This window comes from Acinetobacter legionensis, from assembly GCF_048551735.1.
In the GTDB taxonomy this organism is placed as follows: domain Bacteria; phylum Pseudomonadota; class Gammaproteobacteria; order Pseudomonadales; family Moraxellaceae; genus Acinetobacter.
Genome location: NZ_JBIMBV010000018.1, coordinates 59,546 through 80,734 on the forward strand (window position 1 = coordinate 59,546; position 21,189 = coordinate 80,734).

Annotated in this window: 20 protein-coding genes; 12 read left to right on the forward strand and 8 right to left on the reverse strand. The window is 38.2% G+C overall.

Annotated elements, in window-relative coordinates:
• Positions 1-45 precede the first annotated feature (45 nt).
• Positions 46-2,025 (forward strand): multicopper oxidase domain-containing protein, encoded by a 1,980-nt coding sequence (locus ACG9ZL_RS15940; RefSeq protein ID WP_419360707.1) that lies wholly within the window; start codon positions 46-48, stop codon positions 2,023-2,025.
• On the forward strand, positions 2,012-2,938 hold the full coding sequence (locus ACG9ZL_RS15945; RefSeq protein ID WP_419328212.1) for a copper resistance protein B: 927 nt from the start codon (positions 2,012-2,014) through the stop codon (positions 2,936-2,938). Before ACG9ZL_RS15940 ends, ACG9ZL_RS15945 begins: the two co-directional genes overlap by 14 nt.
• Positions 2,939-2,988: 50 nt before the next feature.
• Here the strand turns inward: ACG9ZL_RS15945 and ACG9ZL_RS15950 are convergent, their stop codons facing one another.
• Positions 2,989-3,480, reverse strand: a complete 492-nt coding sequence (locus ACG9ZL_RS15950) for a DUF6985 domain-containing protein (RefSeq protein WP_419360709.1) — start codon at positions 3,478-3,480, stop codon at positions 2,989-2,991.
• A 218-nt stretch (positions 3,481-3,698) separates the two neighbouring features.
• Here ACG9ZL_RS15950 and ACG9ZL_RS15955 point away from each other — a divergent pair, with 218 nt between their 5' ends.
• The 4 genes from ACG9ZL_RS15955 to ACG9ZL_RS15970 all read left to right on the forward strand — a co-directional run bounded on the left by ACG9ZL_RS15955 (position 3,699) and on the right by ACG9ZL_RS15970 (position 5,654).
• Positions 3,699-4,016, forward strand: a complete 318-nt coding sequence (locus tag ACG9ZL_RS15955) for a DMT family transporter (RefSeq protein ID WP_004723678.1) — start codon at positions 3,699-3,701, stop codon at positions 4,014-4,016.
• Positions 4,017-4,125: 109 nt separating this feature from the next.
• The gene (locus ACG9ZL_RS15960) at positions 4,126-4,443 is read left to right on the forward strand and encodes a DMT family transporter (RefSeq protein WP_336952070.1); all 318 of its coding nucleotides are present in this window, start codon (positions 4,126-4,128) and stop codon (positions 4,441-4,443) included.
• Positions 4,444-4,479: 36 nt separating this feature from the next.
• Entirely contained in the window at positions 4,480-4,962 is a 483-nt protein-coding gene (locus ACG9ZL_RS15965) for a methylated-DNA--[protein]-cysteine S-methyltransferase (RefSeq protein WP_419360711.1), read from the forward strand.
• Positions 4,963-4,997: 35 nt separating this feature from the next.
• Positions 4,998-5,654 (forward strand): nuclease-related domain-containing protein, encoded by a 657-nt coding sequence (locus tag ACG9ZL_RS15970; RefSeq protein WP_419328214.1) that lies wholly within the window; start codon positions 4,998-5,000, stop codon positions 5,652-5,654.
• Positions 5,655-5,762: 108 nt separating this feature from the next.
• On the opposite strand, the gene ACG9ZL_RS15975 is transcribed toward ACG9ZL_RS15970, so the two are convergent.
• Both ACG9ZL_RS15975 and ACG9ZL_RS15980 read right to left on the reverse strand, forming a co-directional pair.
• Entirely contained in the window at positions 5,763-6,308 is a 546-nt protein-coding gene (locus tag ACG9ZL_RS15975; RefSeq protein ID WP_336952067.1) for an XAC2610-related protein, read from the reverse strand.
• Positions 6,309-6,412: 104 nt separating this feature from the next.
• Positions 6,413-7,180, reverse strand: a complete 768-nt coding sequence (locus tag ACG9ZL_RS15980; RefSeq protein WP_336952066.1) for a hydroxymethylpyrimidine/phosphomethylpyrimidine kinase — start codon at positions 7,178-7,180, stop codon at positions 6,413-6,415.
• Between the two features lie 102 nt (positions 7,181-7,282).
• On the opposite strand from ACG9ZL_RS15980, the gene ACG9ZL_RS15985 reads away from it, so the two are divergent.
• Positions 7,283-7,930: an HAD-IA family hydrolase gene (locus ACG9ZL_RS15985; protein WP_419328215.1), complete on the forward strand. Its 648-nt coding sequence runs from the start codon at positions 7,283-7,285 to the stop codon at positions 7,928-7,930.
• Positions 7,931-8,247: 317 nt separating this feature from the next.
• Here the strand turns inward: ACG9ZL_RS15985 and ACG9ZL_RS15990 are convergent, their stop codons facing one another.
• Positions 8,248-8,712, reverse strand: a complete 465-nt coding sequence (locus ACG9ZL_RS15990; protein ID WP_004723670.1) for an Lrp/AsnC ligand binding domain-containing protein — start codon at positions 8,710-8,712, stop codon at positions 8,248-8,250.
• Positions 8,713-8,851: 139 nt separating this feature from the next.
• On the opposite strand from ACG9ZL_RS15990, the gene ACG9ZL_RS15995 reads away from it, so the two are divergent.
• The 5 genes from ACG9ZL_RS15995 to ACG9ZL_RS16015 all read left to right on the forward strand — a co-directional run bounded on the left by ACG9ZL_RS15995 (position 8,852) and on the right by ACG9ZL_RS16015 (position 14,682).
• On the forward strand, positions 8,852-10,111 hold the full coding sequence (locus tag ACG9ZL_RS15995; RefSeq protein ID WP_336952064.1) for a D-amino acid dehydrogenase: 1,260 nt from the start codon (positions 8,852-8,854) through the stop codon (positions 10,109-10,111).
• An 86-nt stretch (positions 10,112-10,197) separates the two neighbouring features.
• Positions 10,198-11,322: an alanine racemase gene (gene alr, locus ACG9ZL_RS16000; protein WP_336952063.1), complete on the forward strand. Its 1,125-nt coding sequence runs from the start codon at positions 10,198-10,200 to the stop codon at positions 11,320-11,322.
• 10 nt (positions 11,323-11,332) lie between these two features.
• Positions 11,333-11,704, forward strand: coding sequence for a RidA family protein (locus ACG9ZL_RS16005; protein WP_336952061.1), 372 nt, complete (start codon positions 11,333-11,335; stop codon positions 11,702-11,704).
• A 185-nt stretch (positions 11,705-11,889) separates the two neighbouring features.
• Positions 11,890-13,320, forward strand: coding sequence for an amino acid permease (locus tag ACG9ZL_RS16010; protein ID WP_004723666.1), 1,431 nt, complete (start codon positions 11,890-11,892; stop codon positions 13,318-13,320).
• Positions 13,321-13,572: 252 nt separating this feature from the next.
• Entirely contained in the window at positions 13,573-14,682 is a 1,110-nt protein-coding gene (locus ACG9ZL_RS16015) for an acyltransferase family protein (RefSeq protein ID WP_336952060.1), read from the forward strand.
• Between the two features lie 386 nt (positions 14,683-15,068).
• Here the strand turns inward: ACG9ZL_RS16015 and hemJ are convergent, their stop codons facing one another.
• From hemJ to ACG9ZL_RS16035, 4 genes are all read right to left on the reverse strand, one after another.
• Positions 15,069-15,521 carry a protoporphyrinogen oxidase HemJ gene (hemJ, locus tag ACG9ZL_RS16020; RefSeq protein WP_004723664.1) on the reverse strand — a complete coding sequence of 151 codons (453 nt, stop codon included), beginning with the start codon at positions 15,519-15,521 and terminating at the stop codon, positions 15,069-15,071.
• Between the two features lie 81 nt (positions 15,522-15,602).
• Positions 15,603-16,835 (reverse strand): beta-ketoacyl synthase N-terminal-like domain-containing protein, encoded by a 1,233-nt coding sequence (locus tag ACG9ZL_RS16025; protein ID WP_336952059.1) that lies wholly within the window; start codon positions 16,833-16,835, stop codon positions 15,603-15,605.
• A 302-nt stretch (positions 16,836-17,137) separates the two neighbouring features.
• Positions 17,138-17,263, reverse strand: coding sequence for a hypothetical protein (locus ACG9ZL_RS16030; protein ID WP_336952058.1), 126 nt, complete (start codon positions 17,261-17,263; stop codon positions 17,138-17,140).
• Positions 17,264-17,283: 20 nt separating this feature from the next.
• Positions 17,284-21,126, reverse strand: coding sequence for a DUF4132 domain-containing protein (locus tag ACG9ZL_RS16035; protein ID WP_419360713.1), 3,843 nt, complete (start codon positions 21,124-21,126; stop codon positions 17,284-17,286).
• Between the last annotated feature and the right edge of the window lie 63 nt (positions 21,127-21,189).

Genomic DNA, 21,189 nt, shown 5'->3' on the forward strand with positions numbered 1-21,189 from the left:
GACACTTTTTTATTCAAAATTGCTTGTTAAAATTTAGGTTAAGTTATGTTTATTCAGTTATCTCAAAAGCGATTAGCTCAAAGCTTGGTTGCGACATTGTGCTTGGTCTCCTCAACTTGGGGAATTGCCGCAATCAAAGAATATCAACTCAGCATTGATGAAGGAATCGTCAATGTAACAGGTAAACCGGTAAAACGAATTACTGTAAATGGCCAGTTTCCCGCACCACTTTTAGAATTTGAAGAAGGTGATGAAGCGGTGATTCGTGTTAAAAATAATTTAAAGAATCAGGATTCATCGATCCACTGGCATGGCCTATTATTGCCCGGCATTATGGATGGTGTACCTGGCTTTAATGGTTATAACGGGATCAAACCCAACGAAGAATTTGTCTATAAGTTCAAAGTTCGTCAGAGTGGAACCTATTGGTATCATGCCCATTCGAAAGGCCAAGAACAAGATGGTTTATATGGTTCTTTAGTGATTTATCCAAAGAATAAAAAACCGCTGGCAGCGCATGAACGCACAGATCGTGATTATGTGGTGATGTTGTCGGATTTCCATGAGCAAACCAGTGACCAGATCCAAAAAAATCTAAAGGTTTCCGCAGAATATTATCAAAATCGACGTGAAACATTAGGGGATGTTTGGAAACAGTTACAACGTGATGGTTTAAAAGCAACATGGTCTGATCGCAAAATGTGGAATCAGATGCGTATGTTAAAAACAGATATGTCTGATGTGACGGGTTACACCTTTCTTGTAAACGGGAAAACGCCTGAACAAAATTGGACAGGTCAGTTTAAGCCAAATGAAAAAGTTCGACTCCGCTTTGTGAATGCATCGGCAATGTCGTTCTTTGATGTACGCATCCCTCAGCTAAAAATGACAGTGGTCAGTGCCGATGGTCAACCAGTAAAACCTGTGAGTGTGGATGAGTTTCGTATTGGTACAGCAGAAACCTATGATGTGATTGTTGAACCTAAAATCAGTCATTATCAGATCGAAGCAGAGTCTATTGACCGTTCAGGATTTGCGATTGGAACACTCCACAATGAATTAACAGCAAAAAGTGCTGCTATTCATATGCCTGCTGCTCGTCCACGTGCTCTGCTAACTATGGATGATATGGGAGGTCATGGTGGCGGAGGGATGGATCACTCCAAGATGAGTATGAGTGATATGTCAGGCATGGATCATTCAAAAATGAATGGGAATGATATGCAGGGTATGGACCATTCAAAAATGAGTGCTGACGATATGCAAGGCATGGACCATTCAAAAATGAATACTGATGCTATGCAAGGCATGGATCACTCGAAAATGAGTGCGAATGATATGCAGGGCATGGACCATTCAAAAATGAGTGCTGATGCTATGCAAGGTATGGACCATTCAGAAATGAATGCCAATGATACGCAAGCTATGGATCATTCACAGCATAGCAATTCATCGGCAGCTCAAAAAAATGACCAAGTGGTTTATGGTTGGGCAAATGCATCGACGCCGCAAGGAGATAAAGCACTGCAATACAGTGATTTAAAATCACTAACCCCTCAACCTGATACTCGTGATGCCACCAGTGAATTGGTGATTCGCTTAGGCGGAACCATGGAGCGTTATGTTTGGACGATCAATGGTAAAAAATTCAGTGATGCTGAACCACTCAAAGTGAAATATGGCGAACGTATCCGAATTAAATTTATCAATGACAGTATGATGGCGCATCCAATGCATTTACATGGCATGTTTATGCAACTGGAAAATGGTCAGCCTGCTGTGGATATGCCCAATAAACACACCATTGTTGTACCACCTGCAAAAACAGTTACAGCATTATTAACCGCTGATGAATTGGGTGAATGGGCAATCCATTGTCATTTGCTCTACCACATGAGTGCAGGGATGATGAATAAATTGATTGTTGCCAATGTGAGTGATGGCAAAGTGTCCACCCAGCCAGTTCAAACAACAAATACCACTCAAAAGGCTGAAGTGAAAGGGGACGAACATGCAAATCATTAATCTTTTTTCTAAATCAGCTCTGGCAAGTTCATTACTTATGCTGAGTGGTTTGGCTTTGGCCCATGAAGGGCATCAGATGCAAAGTGATGAGAGTATTGCGACTGAATCAACTGTAGTGACTGATTATTCAAGCATGGATCATTCAAAAATGAATCAGTTGGATAAGCAAAGCAATGTTGTAGATCATACACAGCATCAAGCGATTACAACCACTAAGGGGGCGGAAAGCGTAGCTTCGCATAGTACCCATGATCATGGTAAAGAACATGGTGCGCAGGTTTATCAGCGAGTGACTATTGATAATGCTTGGATGCTGGATGAAGATGGAAAAGGTACTTTAGATTCATCTTTAGAGTTACGCATAGGTACTGATGAAAATAAGTTATTCATTAAAGGGAGCTCCAGTAAGGCTGAATCAGACAAAATAGAATATGATCTAAGTGCCCTCTATAGCCGTAACATTGCTGATTTTTGGGATGTACAGGCGGGTGTGCGTTACAGTGATAATCCTGAGCGAACCACTGATCAGGAACGTGTAGATGCGGCTTTGGGTTTACACGGCTTGGCGCAGTACTTTTTTGAAACAGATGCTTATCTGTATTTCGGACAGGACAGTCAGGTTGCATTTAGCCTAGAAACTGAACGTGATTTATTATTGACACAAAAGCTGATTTTAAAGCCTTATTTAGATTTAAATGTGGTATTTAGCGATGATTCACGCTATGCCCAAAAAACAGGCCTAAACAGTATTAAAACAGGTTTAGAAACCCGTTATGAAATTACAAAAAAGGTGATGCCTTATGTGAGTGTGGCCTATACATATTCTAAAGGTAAAAAAGAGACAGCATGGCAAACTGCAACTAAGTCCGAATCAGGTTGGTTATATGGTGCAGGTCTGCGTTTTAGATTCTAAGCTTTAGTTTTTTGTATAAAGCAAAAGGTCACTTCTTTAGGAGTGACCTTTTACGTTTCTGCAATGCCAGCGACACATTCAAGCTGATTATTTACAAACTTAAATTCCATTCCATGCTCTGTATCTAAATCATAGTGAATAGAGAGGGTTAAGCTATCGGGTGCGCTCACACGCAAATTTAACATGGTCTGAATATAAGGATTATGGGATTCCACATCCTGAATATTCAATGCAGCCTTACCGGATTTTTCTGGATTTTCATAATAATGTGCATAAAGCTTTTGATAGCGTTCAAAAGCATGTTGCTGAATGGTCTGAATATGTTGTTCAATACTGTTGATAAATAATTGGTAGATTTTTGCAAAAGCGTTGAGTTGATCAAGATTGGGTGCTTCTTCGATCTCTTCGCCATCTTCATCAAACTCTTCCCCTAAGAAAATCTCCCGATCAGCATTTTGATTAAAAAAACAATGTGAAAAAAATGTTTCTGAACTAAACCCAGCCCAGCTCGGGTGGATATCACCCCAATAATCATGTTTCATGGTTTTGATTCCTGATTTTTATATTTAGCATGCTTGATCATAAAGTAAGCCTCACGAAAAAAAATTATTCGAAATGTAAAAAAGGTCAAATTTTGTAAATTTTAATAAACTCCTCAACATGAGTTGATATAATTAGCGTTCTTCAGGAGGAACGACCTCCCTCAATTTGAGAAAAATCGTCAGGACGGCCTGATTCTAATTTAAATTTGGAGCTGGTCATGGCTTGGGTTTTTCTTATTTTCGCAGGTATCTTTGAAATCGTTTGGGCATATAGCATGAAATTGTCCGAAGGTTTTACAAAGCTTACACCAAGTATTGTCACCTTATTTTTCATGATTTTAAGCTTTGGTCTATTGGCATATGCGATGCGTACTTTGCCATTGGGAACTGCTTATACCATTTGGACTGGGATTGGAGCGATAGGCTCATTCTTGGTTGGTATTTTTATTTTAGGCGAACCTGCAACAGCAATGCGTATGTTCGCTGCTGTACTGATTGTTTCTGGCTTAGTTTTAATGAAACTTTCTTCGTCTTAATTTATTTAAATATTTAAGTGCTATTTCTGTAGGAGGTAGCACTTTTTTTATGTGTAGTTCATGGTGTAATCAATATTGGAAACACCCAATAGAAAATGGTGAATATATAATGGCATGGGTTTTATTGGCAGTTGCTGGTTTGTTTGAAGTGGTTTGGGCATATTTTATGAAGGTGTCTGATGGGTTTACTAAATTGACACCTAGTATTTTGACCATCATCTTTATGATCGCAAGTTTTGCTTTACTTTCTTATGCAATGAAAACATTACCACTTGGTACCGCTTATACGGTGTGGACAGGGATTGGTGCGATTGGTTCATTTGCCGTCGGAATTTTCTTTTTAGGTGAACCAGCCTCAGCGATGCGGATGTTGGCTGCTGTATTGATTATTTCAGGTCTTATTTTGATGAAATTATCTTCAAGCTAAGTTAAGCTGTTGCTGAGTTGGAAAGGGAATAAGGACATGCAACTTGCATTTATGGAAATGAGTTCCCCAGTCGGGATATTAAAATTAGTCGCCCATGATCATGCCTTGGTTGCAGTACTTTGGGAAAATGAAAATCCTAAACGGGTTCGTCTGGCTGAATTAATTAAAAACAATACGCATCCAGTTTTGTTGGAGACGGTGAAACAATTGAATGAATATTTTCAAGGAAAAAGAACCCAGTTTGATTTACCGCTAGATTTTGCGGGGACTGAGTTTCAGCAAAAAGTTTGGCAAGCTTTATTGACGATTCCATTTGGTGAAACGCGTAGCTATAAAGAGATCGCAGAACAGATTGGAAATGTCAAAGCGGTTCGGGCAGTGGGTGCAGCGAATGGTAAAAATCCCATCTCTATTATTGCACCATGTCATCGTGTGGTCGGGGCAGATGGTAAATTAGTGGGTTTTGCGGGTGGGTTGGATAATAAGGATATTCTTTTAAAAATTGAACAAGTGCCATAGACTCAACGCTATTTATTATTACATTACAATTTAAAATGCTTGCTCAAATTTTTACATCATTCTTATCAAATCTAGGTTGGATCGTTTTACTTTTCGTTGCGATTACGCTAGTTAAATTATTTAAGCCCTTTTTAAAAGGGAAAATAGGTGAATTTGCTGTCAGTACCCATGTAAAAGTCTATTTAGATAAAGAAAATTATATTTTATTAAATGATTGTACTCTGCCTGATGCGCAAAATCAGACCACCCAAATAGATCATATTTTATTAAGTCTTTATGGTGTTTTTGTCATTGAAACAAAGAATTATAAAGGTTGGATATTTGGTGGCGAGCGTCAAAAGATTTGGACACAAAAGATTTATAAAAAGAGCTATAAGTTCCAAAACCCATTACATCAAAATTATAAGCATCAAAAAGTTTTAGAAAGTGTGCTCACAGATATTGTTGATTCCACTCAGATCCATTCAATCGTGGTTTTTATGTCTGATTGCGAATTTAAAACCAAAATGCCAAACAATGTCTTTCGTGGTGCAGGTTGGACAGATTATGTAAAACAATTTAAGCAAATCAACATTCCTCCAATGAAATTAAAACGTATTCAGTATCGTCTAGAGAAAGAAATTTTAGAAAATTCGTGGAAAACCAATCGCCAACATATACAAAGTCTTAAAGATAAATATACTGAGAAATGAACATATTACGCATAATCAACATTCTACAGATTAAATTATATTTTTTGTATGATTGGATGCTTATATTATATCTATGGCATTAAGTTCAGTAGAGGATGAAGCGAAAATTCATTCATCCTCCACTTTAGACTTTAACCATTTCCATTGCCCATTTTTAAATTGATACGTGTCGACCCACCATCTTGCGCCACCTCGACATGAGCTGGTCATTTGTTTCTTGTGGGTAATCAGTTTGAGATCCGTCAATCCAGAACACTGTGCATGACTAAAATCAATTTTTCCTTGGTTCAACACTTGATAGTCTTTACTTTTAGGTTGATAGAGAAAAATATCAAAAATTGAATAAACCCCCATTCCCATATCAGGTGTAGACACAGCAATATCGGTAAATCCATCAAAATTGTAGTCTTGAAAATGAATTTGTCTTTTACGTTCAAATGGTAATTCTGCAAGATCAAATGCTTGCTGTTTAGCCGGTGTTTGAATGATGAGTTGACCTGATTCGTCATCGCCATCTTTAAAAATAAAATGGGTTTTTTGCCCATTCACTACATCGTTAATATTGCGACTTACAGTTTGTTGTTGAGGTTGGGCAAATGCGAATGGGGTTAAAAGTAAACTTGATAGCATTATTGTCGTGAGTGTTTTATGCATTGTTATTCTCGTTGTCATTCCCATTGTTTTAGGGGATTTCCAAGTTTCAGCTGTTTATTGAAACTTGGATGCTATTTTCAAAAGTGCAGAGTAATATTCAACATTTAAAAGCGCTTTGGAATTTTTTGGCCACCTTCAATCGGCGTTTCGGCATTTTTTAATACACCAAATAACCATGTTTCAGCATGTTGTACCGCGATTTTAAGCGGATCTCCTAGTGCTAAACGTCCTGCAATAAAGCTTGCCAATGAACAACCTGAACCATGGTATTCACCTTCTAAACGGGGACATTTAGATTCAGCGATCATTTCACCGTTCACATATAAGGCATTACGAATATAGTTTGGGGTATCTTCATGACCACCTTTTACCAGAACAGCTTGTGCGCCCATTTCAAACAGCTTGGCTGTGGCTTTTTCTATGTCCTGTTCTGCTGTTAATGCACGTAATTCTACCGTATTTGGGGTAATGATTGTTGCCAGAGGAATCAGTTCGATAAAGGCTTTAACCAAGGTCTCTTGATTACCCAGTGAACCACCACTATTTGCCACTAAAACAGGATCAAGTACATATAGATAATCTGGATGTTCACGTAAAAACTCAGCCAGTGCAGCAATATTATCTGTCGTCCCCAACATCCCCGATTTGATGGCTTTAATGGGTAAATCACCAACAACTGCATTGGCCTGAGCAAGCAGTAGTTCTTTGGAGCTGGCTTTAAAACCAAAAACTTGTTGAGAGTTTTGAATGGTTAATGCTGTACAAGCAATTGCCGCATGTGCGCCACTTTGACCAATCGCTTCAATATCAGCCTGTATACCAGCACCACCAGAAGGGTCTAGACCTGAAAAACAAAGTACAGTAGGGCGCACGATGATGTCCTTAATTCACAAATTTACGTTAGTATAGGCAAGTTTGCGAGAACACTCGATAGTAATTTGATAATTGTTTCAAACACAGATTTAAAGGATTGGATGGTGATAAAGAATATTTTAATTGATCTCGATGGCACATTAACCGACCCAAAAGTAGGCATTACGACATCTGCACGTTATGGACTTGCAAAGGTTGGGCATCCGATTCCTGACAGTGAAAATATCGACTGGATTATTGGTCCACCGTTAAAGGCATCATTGGCAAAGCTACTCAAAGTTGAAGCAAATGATATTTTAGCTGAGCAAGCTTTATTAGGTTATCGTGAACGTTTTGCTGTAACTGGCCTATTTGAAAACCATGTTTTTGATGATGTAGTACAAACCTTGGAAGCCTTAAAAAGTAAGGGCTATCGACTGTTTTTAGCCACTGCAAAACCTGAAGTCTATGCACGGCAAATCTTAGATCATTTTGATTTATTAAAATATTTTGATTATCCCTATGGCAGTGAGTTAAATGGCGAGCGCACCAATAAAGGTGAGTTAATCACTTATATCCTTGAAAAAGAAAAGTTAAATCCAAAAGAGTGTTTGATGGTGGGAGACCGGGAACATGATATTTTTGGTGCACGTAAAAATGGCATTGAAACCATTGCGGTAGAATATGGATATGGTTCAAAACAAGAGTTGGACGAAGCAGTGCCGAAAGCAAGAATTGCAAAGTTTTCTGAATTGTTAAATCTGGTTTAAATCTAGGTTATTGGAGTAATTCGAATCAAATTAATCATCCCCAACACATCGATAAGATATTCTCGGTTGGGGATTTTACTTGTAATCACATAGTGAGTAGCAATCACACATTTAAACACGGACTGAATCCCCCGATAATCTTTTAATGTCATTCACTCAATTGGGTAGAGATACCGCATGATGGGGAAGCGTTAAACTCTTAAGTCCATCACCGCTCAATTTAAGATCTACTTGCAGTAAAATTTGGATCTAATGTGGAGAGATATTCAAATCTGCAATGCACCACATCAATCCATCTAAAAATAAAAAATGATGGATTAGCGAACGTCCAAATACAATGATTCCTTAATTTCTTCCATTACAATATAGCTGTGTGAAGAAGCAGAGGAGGGAAGTTTTTTTAGTAAATCACCCAGTAAGCGTCGGTAAGCACTCATTTCTTTTAATCGGGCTTTGACTAAATAATCAAAATCTCCCGAAATAAGATGGCACTCTTGTACTTCTGGTATTTCCATTAAGTCCTTGGCCACTTGTTCAAACACGTCACCAGACTTTGCTGATAAGCTAATTTCTAGAAAAACCAATAAGTTGCGATCAAGATGTTTCGGATTTAGTCGTGCATGATAGCCCATAATGATGCCATCTCGCTCCAAACGTTTGACGCGTTCAGAACAAGGTGTGGTCGATAAACTGACCCGTGAAGCCAACTCGCTGATGGCAATTCGACCCTCATTTTGAAGAATATCTAAAATCATTCGATCTATACGGTCTAATTTACGCATCAATTATTCCCTTTTTTTTAATCATTTTTCACGACAATAAATTAAAACACCTGAATTTTAGCATTAAAAATAGTGAAATAAACTATTGAACCAAAAATATACTAGTGAAATAAACTAGTAAATGCATAAAGGATAAGAAATGCGTGTAATAGTATTAGGTAGTGGTGTGATTGGCGTAGCAAGTGCATATTACCTCGCGCAGCAAGGAGCACAAGTTACAGTTTTAGACCGTCAAGCAGGTCCAGCTGAAGAAACCAGCTTTGGTAATGCAGGTCAAATTTCTCCAGGATATTCGACACCGTGGGCTGCACCCGGTATTCCGTTTAAAGCGGTTAAGTGGATGTTTCAACATCATGCACCACTTGCGATTAATATCGATGGCAGTATGTGGCAGTTACAGTGGATGGCGCAAATGCTTAAAAACTGTAACTCAGAAAGTTATGCGATTAACAAAGAACGTATGACACGTGTTGCAGAATATAGCCGTGACTGTTTAAGAGAACTGCGTAAAGATACTGGCATTGAATACGAAAACCGTTCAAAAGGCACGTTGCAAGTTTTCCGTAATGAAGCTCAATTAGAAATGGTTCAGCGTGATATTGCTGTACTCAAAGAATGTGGTGTTCCACATGAGTTATTGCTTAAAGATGATCTTGCTAAAGTAGAACCAGCACTAGAACATGCCAAAGATAAATTGGTCGGTGGTTTACATCTTCCAAATGATGAAACAGGCGACTGCTATTTATTTACCAATGCTTTAGCCAATTTAGCCAAAGGTTTAGGTGTCGAGTTTAAATTCAACCAAAATGTTGAAAGATTGGTGGTTGAAGGTGATCAAATCAAAGGTGTAGTGGTTAATGGTGACGTGTTAACTGCTGATCGCTATGTATTGGCTTTTGGTAGCTATTCACGTGATTTCTTAAAGCCGCTGGAATTGAATTTACCAGTTTACCCAGTGAAAGGTTATTCTTTAACGATCCCGATTGTTGATCCAACATTTGCACCACAATCTACAGTTTTGGATGAAACCTATAAAATTGCGATTACTCGTTTTGATCAACGTATTCGTGTTGGTGGAATGGCAGAATTAAGCGGTTTTAATCATGGTTTAAATGCTGATCGTCGTGGCACGTTGGAAATGGTGACCCAAGATTTATTCCCGGGTGGTGATTTGGCACAAGCGTCATTTTGGACCGGTCTTCGCCCAATGACCCCCGACAGCACACCAATTATTGGCGCAACACGTTTTAAAAATTTATTCCTTAATACAGGGCATGGCACTTTAGGCTGGACTATGGCATGTGGTTCAGGAAAATTAATTAGCGATCTAGTACTTAATCATCAAACTGATATTAGTACCGAAGGTTTATCTATTCAGCGTTATCCACACGCTGCTTAAGTCAGCCACATTGTTAAAACAGTAATCAATAAATTGTTTAGCGATAAATAATTTACAACGCCAATCCATATTCAGGGATGAATAAAATGCCTAGACCAATTACTGCTGTCATTCATCAGGATGCTTTGTTGCATAACTTGAATGTCGCCCGTCAATTTATGCCACAAAGTAAAGTTTTTACCGTGGTCAAGGCCAATGCTTATGGACACGGTATTGAACGTGTTTATGATGCATTCAAATCCGCAGATGGTTTTGCTTTGTTAGATATCGATGAAGCAAAACGCCTAAGAACATCGGGATGGACAGGTCCAATTCTGCTCTTAGAAGGTATTTTTTCAGCAGATGATTTATTGGACTGTGAAAAGTATCAATTAAGTTTTAGCCTGCATAATGAAGAACAAGTGAATTGGCTAGAACAATTTCAAAGCCAATCTCTCAAAGACAATCCAGCACAGACTCAATTCGATGTATTTTTAAAAATGAATACAGGAATGAATCGCCTTGGTTTTAAAGCTGATGCGTATCGCGCAATGTGGCAAAGATTAAAGCAATTCGAGGTGGTGAAATCTATCACGCATATGATGCATTTTTCAGATGCAGATGGTGAGCGTTTGGGGCAATCTGGGATTGCCTACCAGCAGGCTATTTTTGAACAAACCATTCAAGATTTAGACGGAGAGCGTTCAGTTTCAAATAGTGCGGCCATTCTCCGACATTCACAAGATTTACGTTCAGATTATATTCGCAGTGGGATTATGCTGTATGGCAGTTCTCCTGACTATCCAACACACTCAATTCAAGACTGGAATCTTAAACCAAGCATGAGTTTACGCAGTGAAATCATCGCAATTCAAGATTTACAGCCGAGTGAAACAGTGGGTTATGGATCTAAATTTACTGCAACCCAAGCCATGAAAATCGGAATCGTGGCATGTGGTTATGCAGATGGTTACCAACGTATTTCGATGGATGCACCAGTATTGGTCAATTCTGTACGAACACAAACTATTGGTCGTGTCAGTATGGATATGTTGGCGGTTGATTTAACTCATATCCCAGATGCGCGAGTTGGAAGCGAAGTGGTACTTTGGGGACAGTCTTCAAATGGAACTGTACTGCCGATTGATGAAGTTGCAGCAAGTTCTGGAACCGTAGGTTATGAGCTCATGTGTGGTGTAACTGCACGGGTAAATTTTAAAATTTCAAAATAAGGACATCAACATGTCAAACAACGTTCAACACCCAGACATTCAAAAACTCAACAGCAATCAAGTAATGAGTGCAGTCACCATTTTCAATAAAGTGGTTTATTTGTCAGGCCAAGTTCCTAAAAACACCCAACAGGATATTATTGGTCAAACTCAAGAAATCTTAGCAACGATTGATCAATTATTGCTTGAGGCAAATACCGATAAATCACGTTTATTGTCTGCGCATGTCTACATCAAAAATTTAGATGATTTTGCAACTTTTAACACCATTTGGATTGATTGGTTAGAAGGTTGTGTTGCTCCATCTCGCGCAACAATTCAAGCTGATTTGGTTAATCCAGATTGGTTGATTGAGATCGCAGTTATTGCGGCGCAGGCATAAATTAACCGCTTGTCATAAAGTAGAATTGATTATTGTCAACAATTAAAGCAGTATTTGCCCCGAATTAAAGCTGGTCACATGTAAACCATGTGGCCCAGTTCGCGTTAGGTAGAACAATAGAACGGGAATGTTCTTATGCCACAAGCGGGTTTTACCTCCAAAAAATTGTCAAAAAGGATATTTTTATGACAACTTCAAGCCATTCAGATGACGTACCATCGTCGCCAAATGAGCTACAACGGAAATTATCCAATCGTCACCTACAATTAATTGCGATTGGTGGTGCAATTGGTACTGGCTTATTTATGGGGTCAGGGAAAACCATTTCCCTTGCAGGCCCTTCAATTCTGATCATTTATATGATCATTGGTGCAATGTTCTTTTTCCTGATGCGCGCATTGGGTGAAATTTTACTTTCAAATCTGCACTACAAATCCTTTATTGATATGGCACATGACTTAATTGGTCCGGGTGCTGGCTATTATATTGGCTGGTCATACTGGCTCGGTTGGATCTTAGTGGGTATTGCGGATTTAGCTGCAATTATTAATTATCTCAATTTTTGGCTTCCTGACGGAACCGCCTTTACCCCCATGGGACAAGCCTTAATTAGTGCTGGATGCGTACTCTTGGTATTGGGAATTAATCTCCTCACAGTAAAGTTGTTTGGTGAAATTGAGTTTTGGTTTGCTTTGATCAAAATTTTAGCCATTGTTGGATTGATTCTTATTGGTGGCTATATGGTGTTGAGCCATTTCCAAGCACCGACAGGTTCAGTTGCAAGCTTTAGCAATGTCTGGTCGCATGGTGGCATGTTCCCGAAAGGGGCAAGTGGCTTTTTAGCAGGTTTCCAAATTGCCTTGTTTGCTTTTGTCGGTGTCGAGCTGATTGGTACTATGGCGGCAGAAACCAAAGATCCTGAAAAGAACTTACCTAAAGCGGTCAATGCGATTCCGACCCGTATTATTTTGTTCTATGTATTGGCACTCTTTATCGTGATGTCGGTAACCCCTTGGAATGAAATTCCTGCGGATCAAAGCCCATTTGTCACATTGTTCCTACATGCTGGTATTGGTGCAGCAGCTGTGATTATGAACTTGGTGGTTTTATCCTCGGTAATGTCATCGATGAACAGTGGTGTATTTTCAACCAGTCGTATGTTGTTTGGATTGGCTAAAGAAGGGCAAGCACCGACTAAGTTGGCTGAGCTGTCTAAACGCGCCGTTCCTGCAAAAGGTTTGTTGTTCTCTTGTGGCTTTATTATGGCAGGTGCAGCACTACAATATTTTGTTCCAAATACCGTCGAAGCATTTACCTTAGCCAGTTCTTTATGTGTGATTTTATTCATTAGTATCTGGAGTATTATTATGGTGTGTTATATACGCTACCGTAAATTACGCCCAGAATTACATGAGAAATCAAACTTTAAAATGCCAGGTGGTGTATGGATGTCTTATCTTGTTTTGATCTTCCTTGCCTTTACTTTGGTGATTTTAAGTCTTGAGCCTGATACTTTAAAAGCTTTAATCATCAGCCCGTTGTGGGTGATTATTTTAGCGGTGACCTATCAAATGATGTATAAACCGCGTATGAAAAAACGTAATCAACAGCTTTAATGTTGAATATTCAATTGATCAGGAGATGGTGTTAGATCATCTCCTGAATAACTATGATATGAAAAATTTTGATATAAATTAACTCTAAAAATTAAACGCTTAGATTAAATATAAAATGCTCAAGTTTTTGGTTTTATCCGTGATTGATTACATAGATTAAATGTAGAATTTAACAAATTATTCAAAATAAAATACTGAAATAAAAATAAAAAACACGTTTAATAGCATCATTTATGATAAGCAATAGCAGATATGCGCAATAACAAGATCGATCTCTTACGTGGAATTTCAATTTTATTGGTCCTTCTCCACCATTTTAATATTCCTTATAAACTGCATGACACATTTCTAGGTATACAGATCTTTGGAGAAAGCTTAAGTACTTTAATTGCCCGCAATGGTAATTATGGAGTGACTTTATTTTTTGTGATTTCGGGTTTTTTAATCACTCAACATACTTTACAAAGAAGTGGGACACTTGCACAGATTAAACTCAAAGATTTCTATATTCGCCGTATTGCCCGAATTATGCCTTGTTTGGTCCTACTGGTGGTGCTGGTCACAGTACTGGGTGCAATGGGGTTAAAACCCTTTCTCAATCAAGCGCCAAACGGTATTGAAGTTTCTTACGGCTTAACTGTATTTTCTGCTTTTACCTTTTGGATGAATATCCTAATCATTGAAAATGGCTGGGTGAATTATGCGCTAGGCGTGCTATGGTCTTTATCTGTTGAGGAAGTCTTCTACTTAGCATTTCCAATTTTGTGTGTTGTATTAGGCCGTGGTAAAGGGTTTATTATATTTTTATTGGCAATCATCATTTATGCACCTTATTTCCGTTCATTGCATTTTGCTGAGGAAAGCGGGGCTTATCTTTATCATTACTTCTCAAGTTTTGACGGAATTGCGATTGGTTGCTTAACTGCTTTAATGAATCAGCGGATGGGACAAAAAATTCAGGTTTCCAAAATCGTGGTTCCAATCATTGTCGTGTTGATAGCAGCTGTTTATTTATATGCACCAATCAAAGAGGTTAGTACGTGGGGAATCAGCATTTTTGCCATATTGTCAGCAATGCTGATCTTCTGTTTTGCTCAGAACCCACACACTGAATCTCGCTCTATATTGTCAAAAGGTGTAGCGTGGATTGGGCAACGTAGTTATGAAATGTACTTATTTCATTTGATTATCTTGGGTTTATTTAAAGTTTTTTATTTTCCTCAAGAAACCTTAGCTGTTGAAAAATTAATGCTATTGCCAATTTATTTTATTGCTGTTTTTGTATTGAGTTGGGCCATTGAAAAGTATTATTCAACACCGATGAATGCAAAAATTAGAAATTGGCTAATTAAGAGCCATTGAAAGAAATCCTATATATATATTGAGTTTGCACAAGCAAATGGTTATTCCGGAACGGATCTAATCGGACTTGATGTTGAGCGCAATAGAGTGATTGTGCATTGTTTAAGGTAATACAACTACTTTTTACATTATTGAATCGTGCATGCGCAAGGTTTGCTGTCCCCTACGAAAAGTGGGGCACTGCCAGCACAAATGAATTTAAACCTTGTATCTAAGATGTGGCAGTGAAGCCTCTATAAAGGCATGTATTAAGTGTTTTTAATGATATTGTTGATTAAGTTTTTATAATTTCATGTTGCTGAATTTATTAGAAAATTATTTAGGTGGGCCTGTAAATTACATCCAATCAATTAAAAACCTCCATTTAGGAGGTTTCTATCTACAATTTAAAATGTGGGTTTAACCACCACTAAAATCACCACTGCAAATAAAATCAGGGTTGGCATCTCATTGAAAAATCGCCAAAACTTATGCGATTTATAATGTGCATTGCCAATCAGTTTTTTACGGTAATAACCGCAGACAAAGTGGTAAATCACCAAAAGACCAACTAAACCGACTTTTAGATAAAACCATAAAGCTTCATGGTAATGACGTGTTGCATCGCCCCAGTCTACGAGAAAATGTGCGGTGATCAAAGTTGCGATCATCGATGGCCACATAATGCCCCGATATAATTTACGCTCCATGATCTCGAAACGCTGATGACTTAGATTATCATCGCTCATGGCATGGTAGACAAACAAACGCGGGAGATAAAACAGTGCTGCAAACCAACACACGACTGCAATGATATGTAAAGCTTTTACCCAAAGGAAAGCTTCTGAAGGAGCATCCATCAATTTACCCTTTTAAGGGCAGTGTGGGAGATGCCGATCATCCAAACTTATTATAAATTTGAATGATCAACAATTCTTTGTTTAGCCTTCCCATTTTTTAAAAATGAGACAAGCATTGACACCGCCAAAACCGAAACTGTTACTCATCACAGTATTCAATTTTGTATCACGTTTTTCAAGTACGATGTCATAACCTTTTGTGCCTTCATCTAGTTCTGTGACATTGATGTTTGGCGCGATAAAGTCATTTTGCATCATCAATACAGAATAAATGGCTTCTTGAACACCAGCAGCCCCCAGACTGTGACCTGTCATAGACTTGGTTGAGCTTAATGGTGGAACATTACCTTCACCAAATGCACGACCCATCGCAAGAAGTTCAGTCACGTCACCAGCAGGTGTTGAAGTACCATGGGTATTGACGTAGTCAATCTGATCCACGCCATGTTGTTTTGCTTCTTCTAAAGCCATCAAAATACAACGGGTAGCACCTTCACCTGATGGTGCAACCATATCCGCACCATCCGAATTTGCAGCATAAGCAACAACTTCTGCAAGAATATTTGCACCACGTGCTTGAGCATGTTCAAGTGATTCAAGTACAACAAAACCACCACCACCCGCAATCACAAAACCGTCACGGTCAGCTGAGTATGGGCGTGACGCTGTTTCTGGAGCATCATTATATTTAGAACATAGTGCGCCCATCGCATCAAACAATAAGCTTTGTGACCAGTGATCTTCTTCACCGCCACCCGCCAACATTAAATCTTGTTTACCTAATTGAATCAGGTTGTAAGCATAACCAATTGCATCAGCTGAAGTTGCACAAGCACTGGTGATTGAATGAGCAACACCTTGTAATTTGAATGCAACACCGACATTGGCAGTAATGGTGTTAGACATATTACGTGGTACGAAGAACGGGCCAATTTTACGTGCACCTTTTTCTTCTAAAAGTTTAACCATCTCTGTAACAGATGCAGTTGAGTTCCCACCTGAACCCCCTGCAATACCGTAACGAGGATTACCGCCCAGTTGCTCTGGTGTTAGGCCAGCATGTTCTACAGCTGCAAGTGCTGAATTGTAGGCATACATTGCACATACGCCCATGAAGCGTTTAAGTTTACGGTCAATACCATCAAAATCTTGTTCAGCTGCGGCACTGACATGACTTTTAAAATTAAGTTCTTCGTACGTTGAATTATGACGTGTCCCTGAAATACCATTTTCCAAAGAGTGCTTAACAGCTTCCAATGTATTACCGATACATGAGTTAATACCCATACCAGTGATGACAACACGACGGTTCATGCAAAGTCCTTTATTTTAGAATACAGAATGAATGTTTACATTTAAACGCGTTTACTTTTTTAGTTCAATGGCGAAAGATATTGATTCTTGTGCATCATTTAAAACCTTATATTGTATGCTCAAAAGTTAATTAAGTGGCTGAAAATAAATATATTTATTATTTTTATAATAATATGAATTCATGATGGATATTTACATCAATTAGGCAAAACCATCCATAAGCAGGACTAATTAGAGAGGGTTTGAAGCAGTAATTTTTGAAATAAATTTTAAATACTGGAATGAGCATGGTGTTTTATTGCCTATTGTAGAACGATGTCTGTATTTACATGCTGAATCGAATTACCCATATAACCGATATGATGACTATCAACAGTCATCATATCGGTTGCAATACAGCTGACATCCCCTGTAGCAAGTCTAAACAAAAATTCTTAGTCTTTATGAATTACCAAGGCGTTTTCTTTTCCCACTCTGGATCAAAACCTGATGTCGATGCAGCAACTTTTAAATAGTCTGCATAGCTCTCAGCCAATAAAATTGGTGGGATCTGTTTAAGTGGAAGTTCATTGTTATTCCAAGATCGACTGGCTTTTTTGCTAAAGGTGAGTTCATAAAGTACAGCTGGAATATTTTCCTCTGGTACATAACTTCCACTAAATGTAATTTCTACATCTATACCCAACTGTTTATAAGGTTTGGTATAGCGGTCAAATGAGCCACCATCTTCAATGCTGGCACGTTGATAGCCTAATTTGGTTACAACACCACGTAGGGTAAATGTGTCTGTAAGCCAGCCGTTATGATCCTTGATTTCAGTGACATTATCATCTTCAAGCTTCGGTAGGTGATGGGTCATCTGTTCAAATAAGAATTTTACTTTATAGTCTTTAAAATGTGCAATCCAATCTTTCGCTTCCTTTTCACCGACCAAAACCGCATGAGAAATTTGAATTTTACTGTCTGTGCAAAGCTCGATTTCATCATCGTCTAAATTCAGTAATGCACCATCATCACTTGGTCTAAAACTGATTTTTTCACCATTGGTTTTGATCTCAAGCCAAATCAGTTTTTGGATTAAGCGTCTCATGATTGGGTGGGCAAAGATATATTCTTGCCACTCAGCAACATTCCACTGACGTTCGCTACACATTGCCTCGTACAAACGACCTGTTTGCATATCAACGACTTGTTTAAACTCTTTTTTACTGGTACTAAACAGTGCTTTGGCTTCTTTGATCAGGCTTTCATCATCATTTTGGCGGGCAGCAGGTAGCGCTTTAACTTCTTTACCTTCTTCATTTTTAAGAATGAATTTATCTTTATCATCAACAATTGCACTAAAGTTACGTGAACCATATTGTAGCTGTAACACTCCATTTTCATCTAAACCTGCTGTTGGAATAGTGCGATCGGCCAACTCATCACTTGTCCATTGATTACGTTCAGCAATTTCAGCAACCAATGTGTTTGCAAGTGTTTGCACCGAAGCGGTACGGTAACGACGTGAAAGTGAAAGCAACAGTTGGATGATTAATGGATCATTACTGATCGATAATGCACTAATCATGGCTTCAATTTGTGAGCGACGAGGGTAGTGTTGCTTCATATAGTTCTGCAATTGTTTTACTGCGAAACTTCCTTGCGCATTGGCCGTCAGTGAAAGCATACCTTTACTTTTGATCGCGGAACCCAGATAAAGTCCTAAACGTTCGCGTTTAATCTCTTCAATCACTTCTTCTAAGGTGATGGTGCCGTATTTGGCATAATGTTCAGGATATTTTTCACCATAACGTTTGTATGAATCACGATAAGAACTCAGACGGCCAGGTGCTTCTGTGGTTGCATATTGTGTTGCTTCATCCAATGGTGTTTGTAAGGTATCTTGATGAATAAAACTGTGTAATAAATGATTGGCAAGTTGTACCTGATCTTTTTGATCGAGTAAGCCACTATAGCGTTGCAATAGGGCATTGGCTCTAGGCTCTTTCAATTTTTCAGCCAATATCACCCACCATTTGACAATTCTAGGGTCAATCTCTTTGCCATTCTGCCATTTCACTTTTGGCAATGTTTCAAAATCAAACCATGTAAAACTGCTTGAAAGTTTGCCTTTCAAACCGTCTTCTGCTTCTTTCAACAGCACTTCTGGTTTGAGATAAGCATTAATATCTTGCCCAAGCTTTTCCAATGCAGTTAAAAGTGCAGCTCGAACAATTTCTTTTTTCTCTTTTTTAAGTAAAGCATTCAGAGGTTTTACTGCATCCTGATTTTGTAGACGTGCCAACCATTCAATTGCGGTGATTCGAATGTCTTGTTTACCTGACTCTAAGGCTTCTATGGCACGTTGATGAATGTCAGGAAGATGTTGTAAGGTTTCTTGCGCTTCATAACGCAAACGCTTATTTTCACCCAATGCAAATTCGAGTAAACGCGGAATAAACTGTACTGGCAAGGATGGGAAGCATTTAAGTACAAAGATGGCATCTGATGGATTAAAGCTTTGGTATTCATTTTGTTCTAAAGATGGAGAAAGTCCCAATGCTTCAGTTAAATACTCTTGATTTTCCGCAAAAAATGGCCAAATTTTATCTTTCTCATAAATATGATCTTGTAAACTTTGATAATAGGATGATCCCGCTAGAATCCCTTGAGCAACTCGACGTTTTGGATTATTAAATTTTGCCGCATCCAAGGCCTGAACGATATGGCGAAGTTCATAATTGGCATATTCTTCAGGTTTAAGCATTTCAAATAAATTAGGCCAATAGATCCAATTCCGATTGCGTATCGCAATGATTCTCATGGCATGATTAATGGAAAATTCAGGATATTTTTTATATTTATTTTTATGGGTAATAATATTTTCAACTTGGTGTACATTTTTAAAAGATGCATCACCGTTCAGTTGGTCAACAATCGACGTTAAAGTTTGATGATTGATTTTTTTAAGTTGCTTTAAATGATCTTGAGCCCAAGTTCTTTTATAACTTGCTGTTTTATTCTCTTCAATTTCATCGGCAGCATTCTGTTCAGCTTTTGCCAAAATTTCTTGATAATTTTCTAAAATAACCTCGGTAAAACTTGCTGGAATTTTTTGTTCAACAAACGGTTGAAAGATTGGTGCTTCAAAATCTTGTTGTAATTGCGCAGTATCAACAGATCTTAAGCGTTGAATCGCCATTTGTAAGATTTGTTGTACAGATTTTTGTTTTTCCAGTTCAAATGCTTGTTCTAGTACAGTCAGATTGTCAGCACCTAAACGTGCCAATAGATCTGCAGAGAAACCTCGTTCCTGACTTGAACCTTCCAATAGATTTTGATTTAAATATTTTTGGCTATCTTCTGGATTTAAATTCGTCAATAGACTGGTGGCTTTAGTACGAATAGTTTTAGATTTCCCTACAGAAAGTTTTACAATCAAGTCAGGGATTTGTTTGATCAATATTGTTTGTTTGGCGATATAGTCTAAAAAGTTTTCTTGTCCAATGATACTCAGTGTTGGAATAAGTTTTCTGAGTTGATCTAATCGGGCTGAAATGAAATCTTGGGTGTCCTTGAGTAATAATATTTTATCTAATTTACTAGAATGATAACTGTCGATATTTTGGCGTTCAAATAGATAAGGTAGCAGTTCATCGCCTAAACCCTGTTGATCACTTTCAAGTAAATCAAATAGTTTTTGTTGGGTCCAATTTTGCTTTAACAATTTATTCGGATCTGCTTCGCTAAAATGCTGGCTATCAAAAGCGGTAATAAATGTGTCTACTGTGAGATAAATAAACCAAGTGGGTACTTTTTCATAAATATTGGTAAAATTTTTCTGTTGTGTTGCAGCTTCAAGCACTTTGGCAAAACGAATGATTTGTTCAAACTCTAATTCTTCAAAGATCTCACCATAATAACGACGGCGTAGTTTTAGTGCTGCTTCAGCAAGCTTATTTTCTTTTTTATCCAGTGATTGATTGTTTTGAGGCCAGTACCAGCTATAGGTACCCGGCTTTCCCAGTAAAAGTAGTGCTTTTTCATTAGGGTATTGCTGTAATTTAAGTAATATGTCCGGATTTTCTCCATCCAAAATAAACAAAACCACATTTTGATCAAGTTGCTCTTCAATGACGGCCAAAGGCTGGAAAATATGGTAGAGCTTTTCAACTTTATTTTTTAGATCTTCATTATATTTTTGAATATGGTCATGATCATTGGTTGAGTTTGCTTGTTGTGCTTTAACCGCCTTATCCTCAGGCTTTAAAAACATCGACTCAATTTTTGAAAAAAGTTTATTTAACATCTGTATTCCTTTTGAGCAAATCGCTGTTGCTTTTCTATAGGCGCTAATACTTTAGGCTTTAAT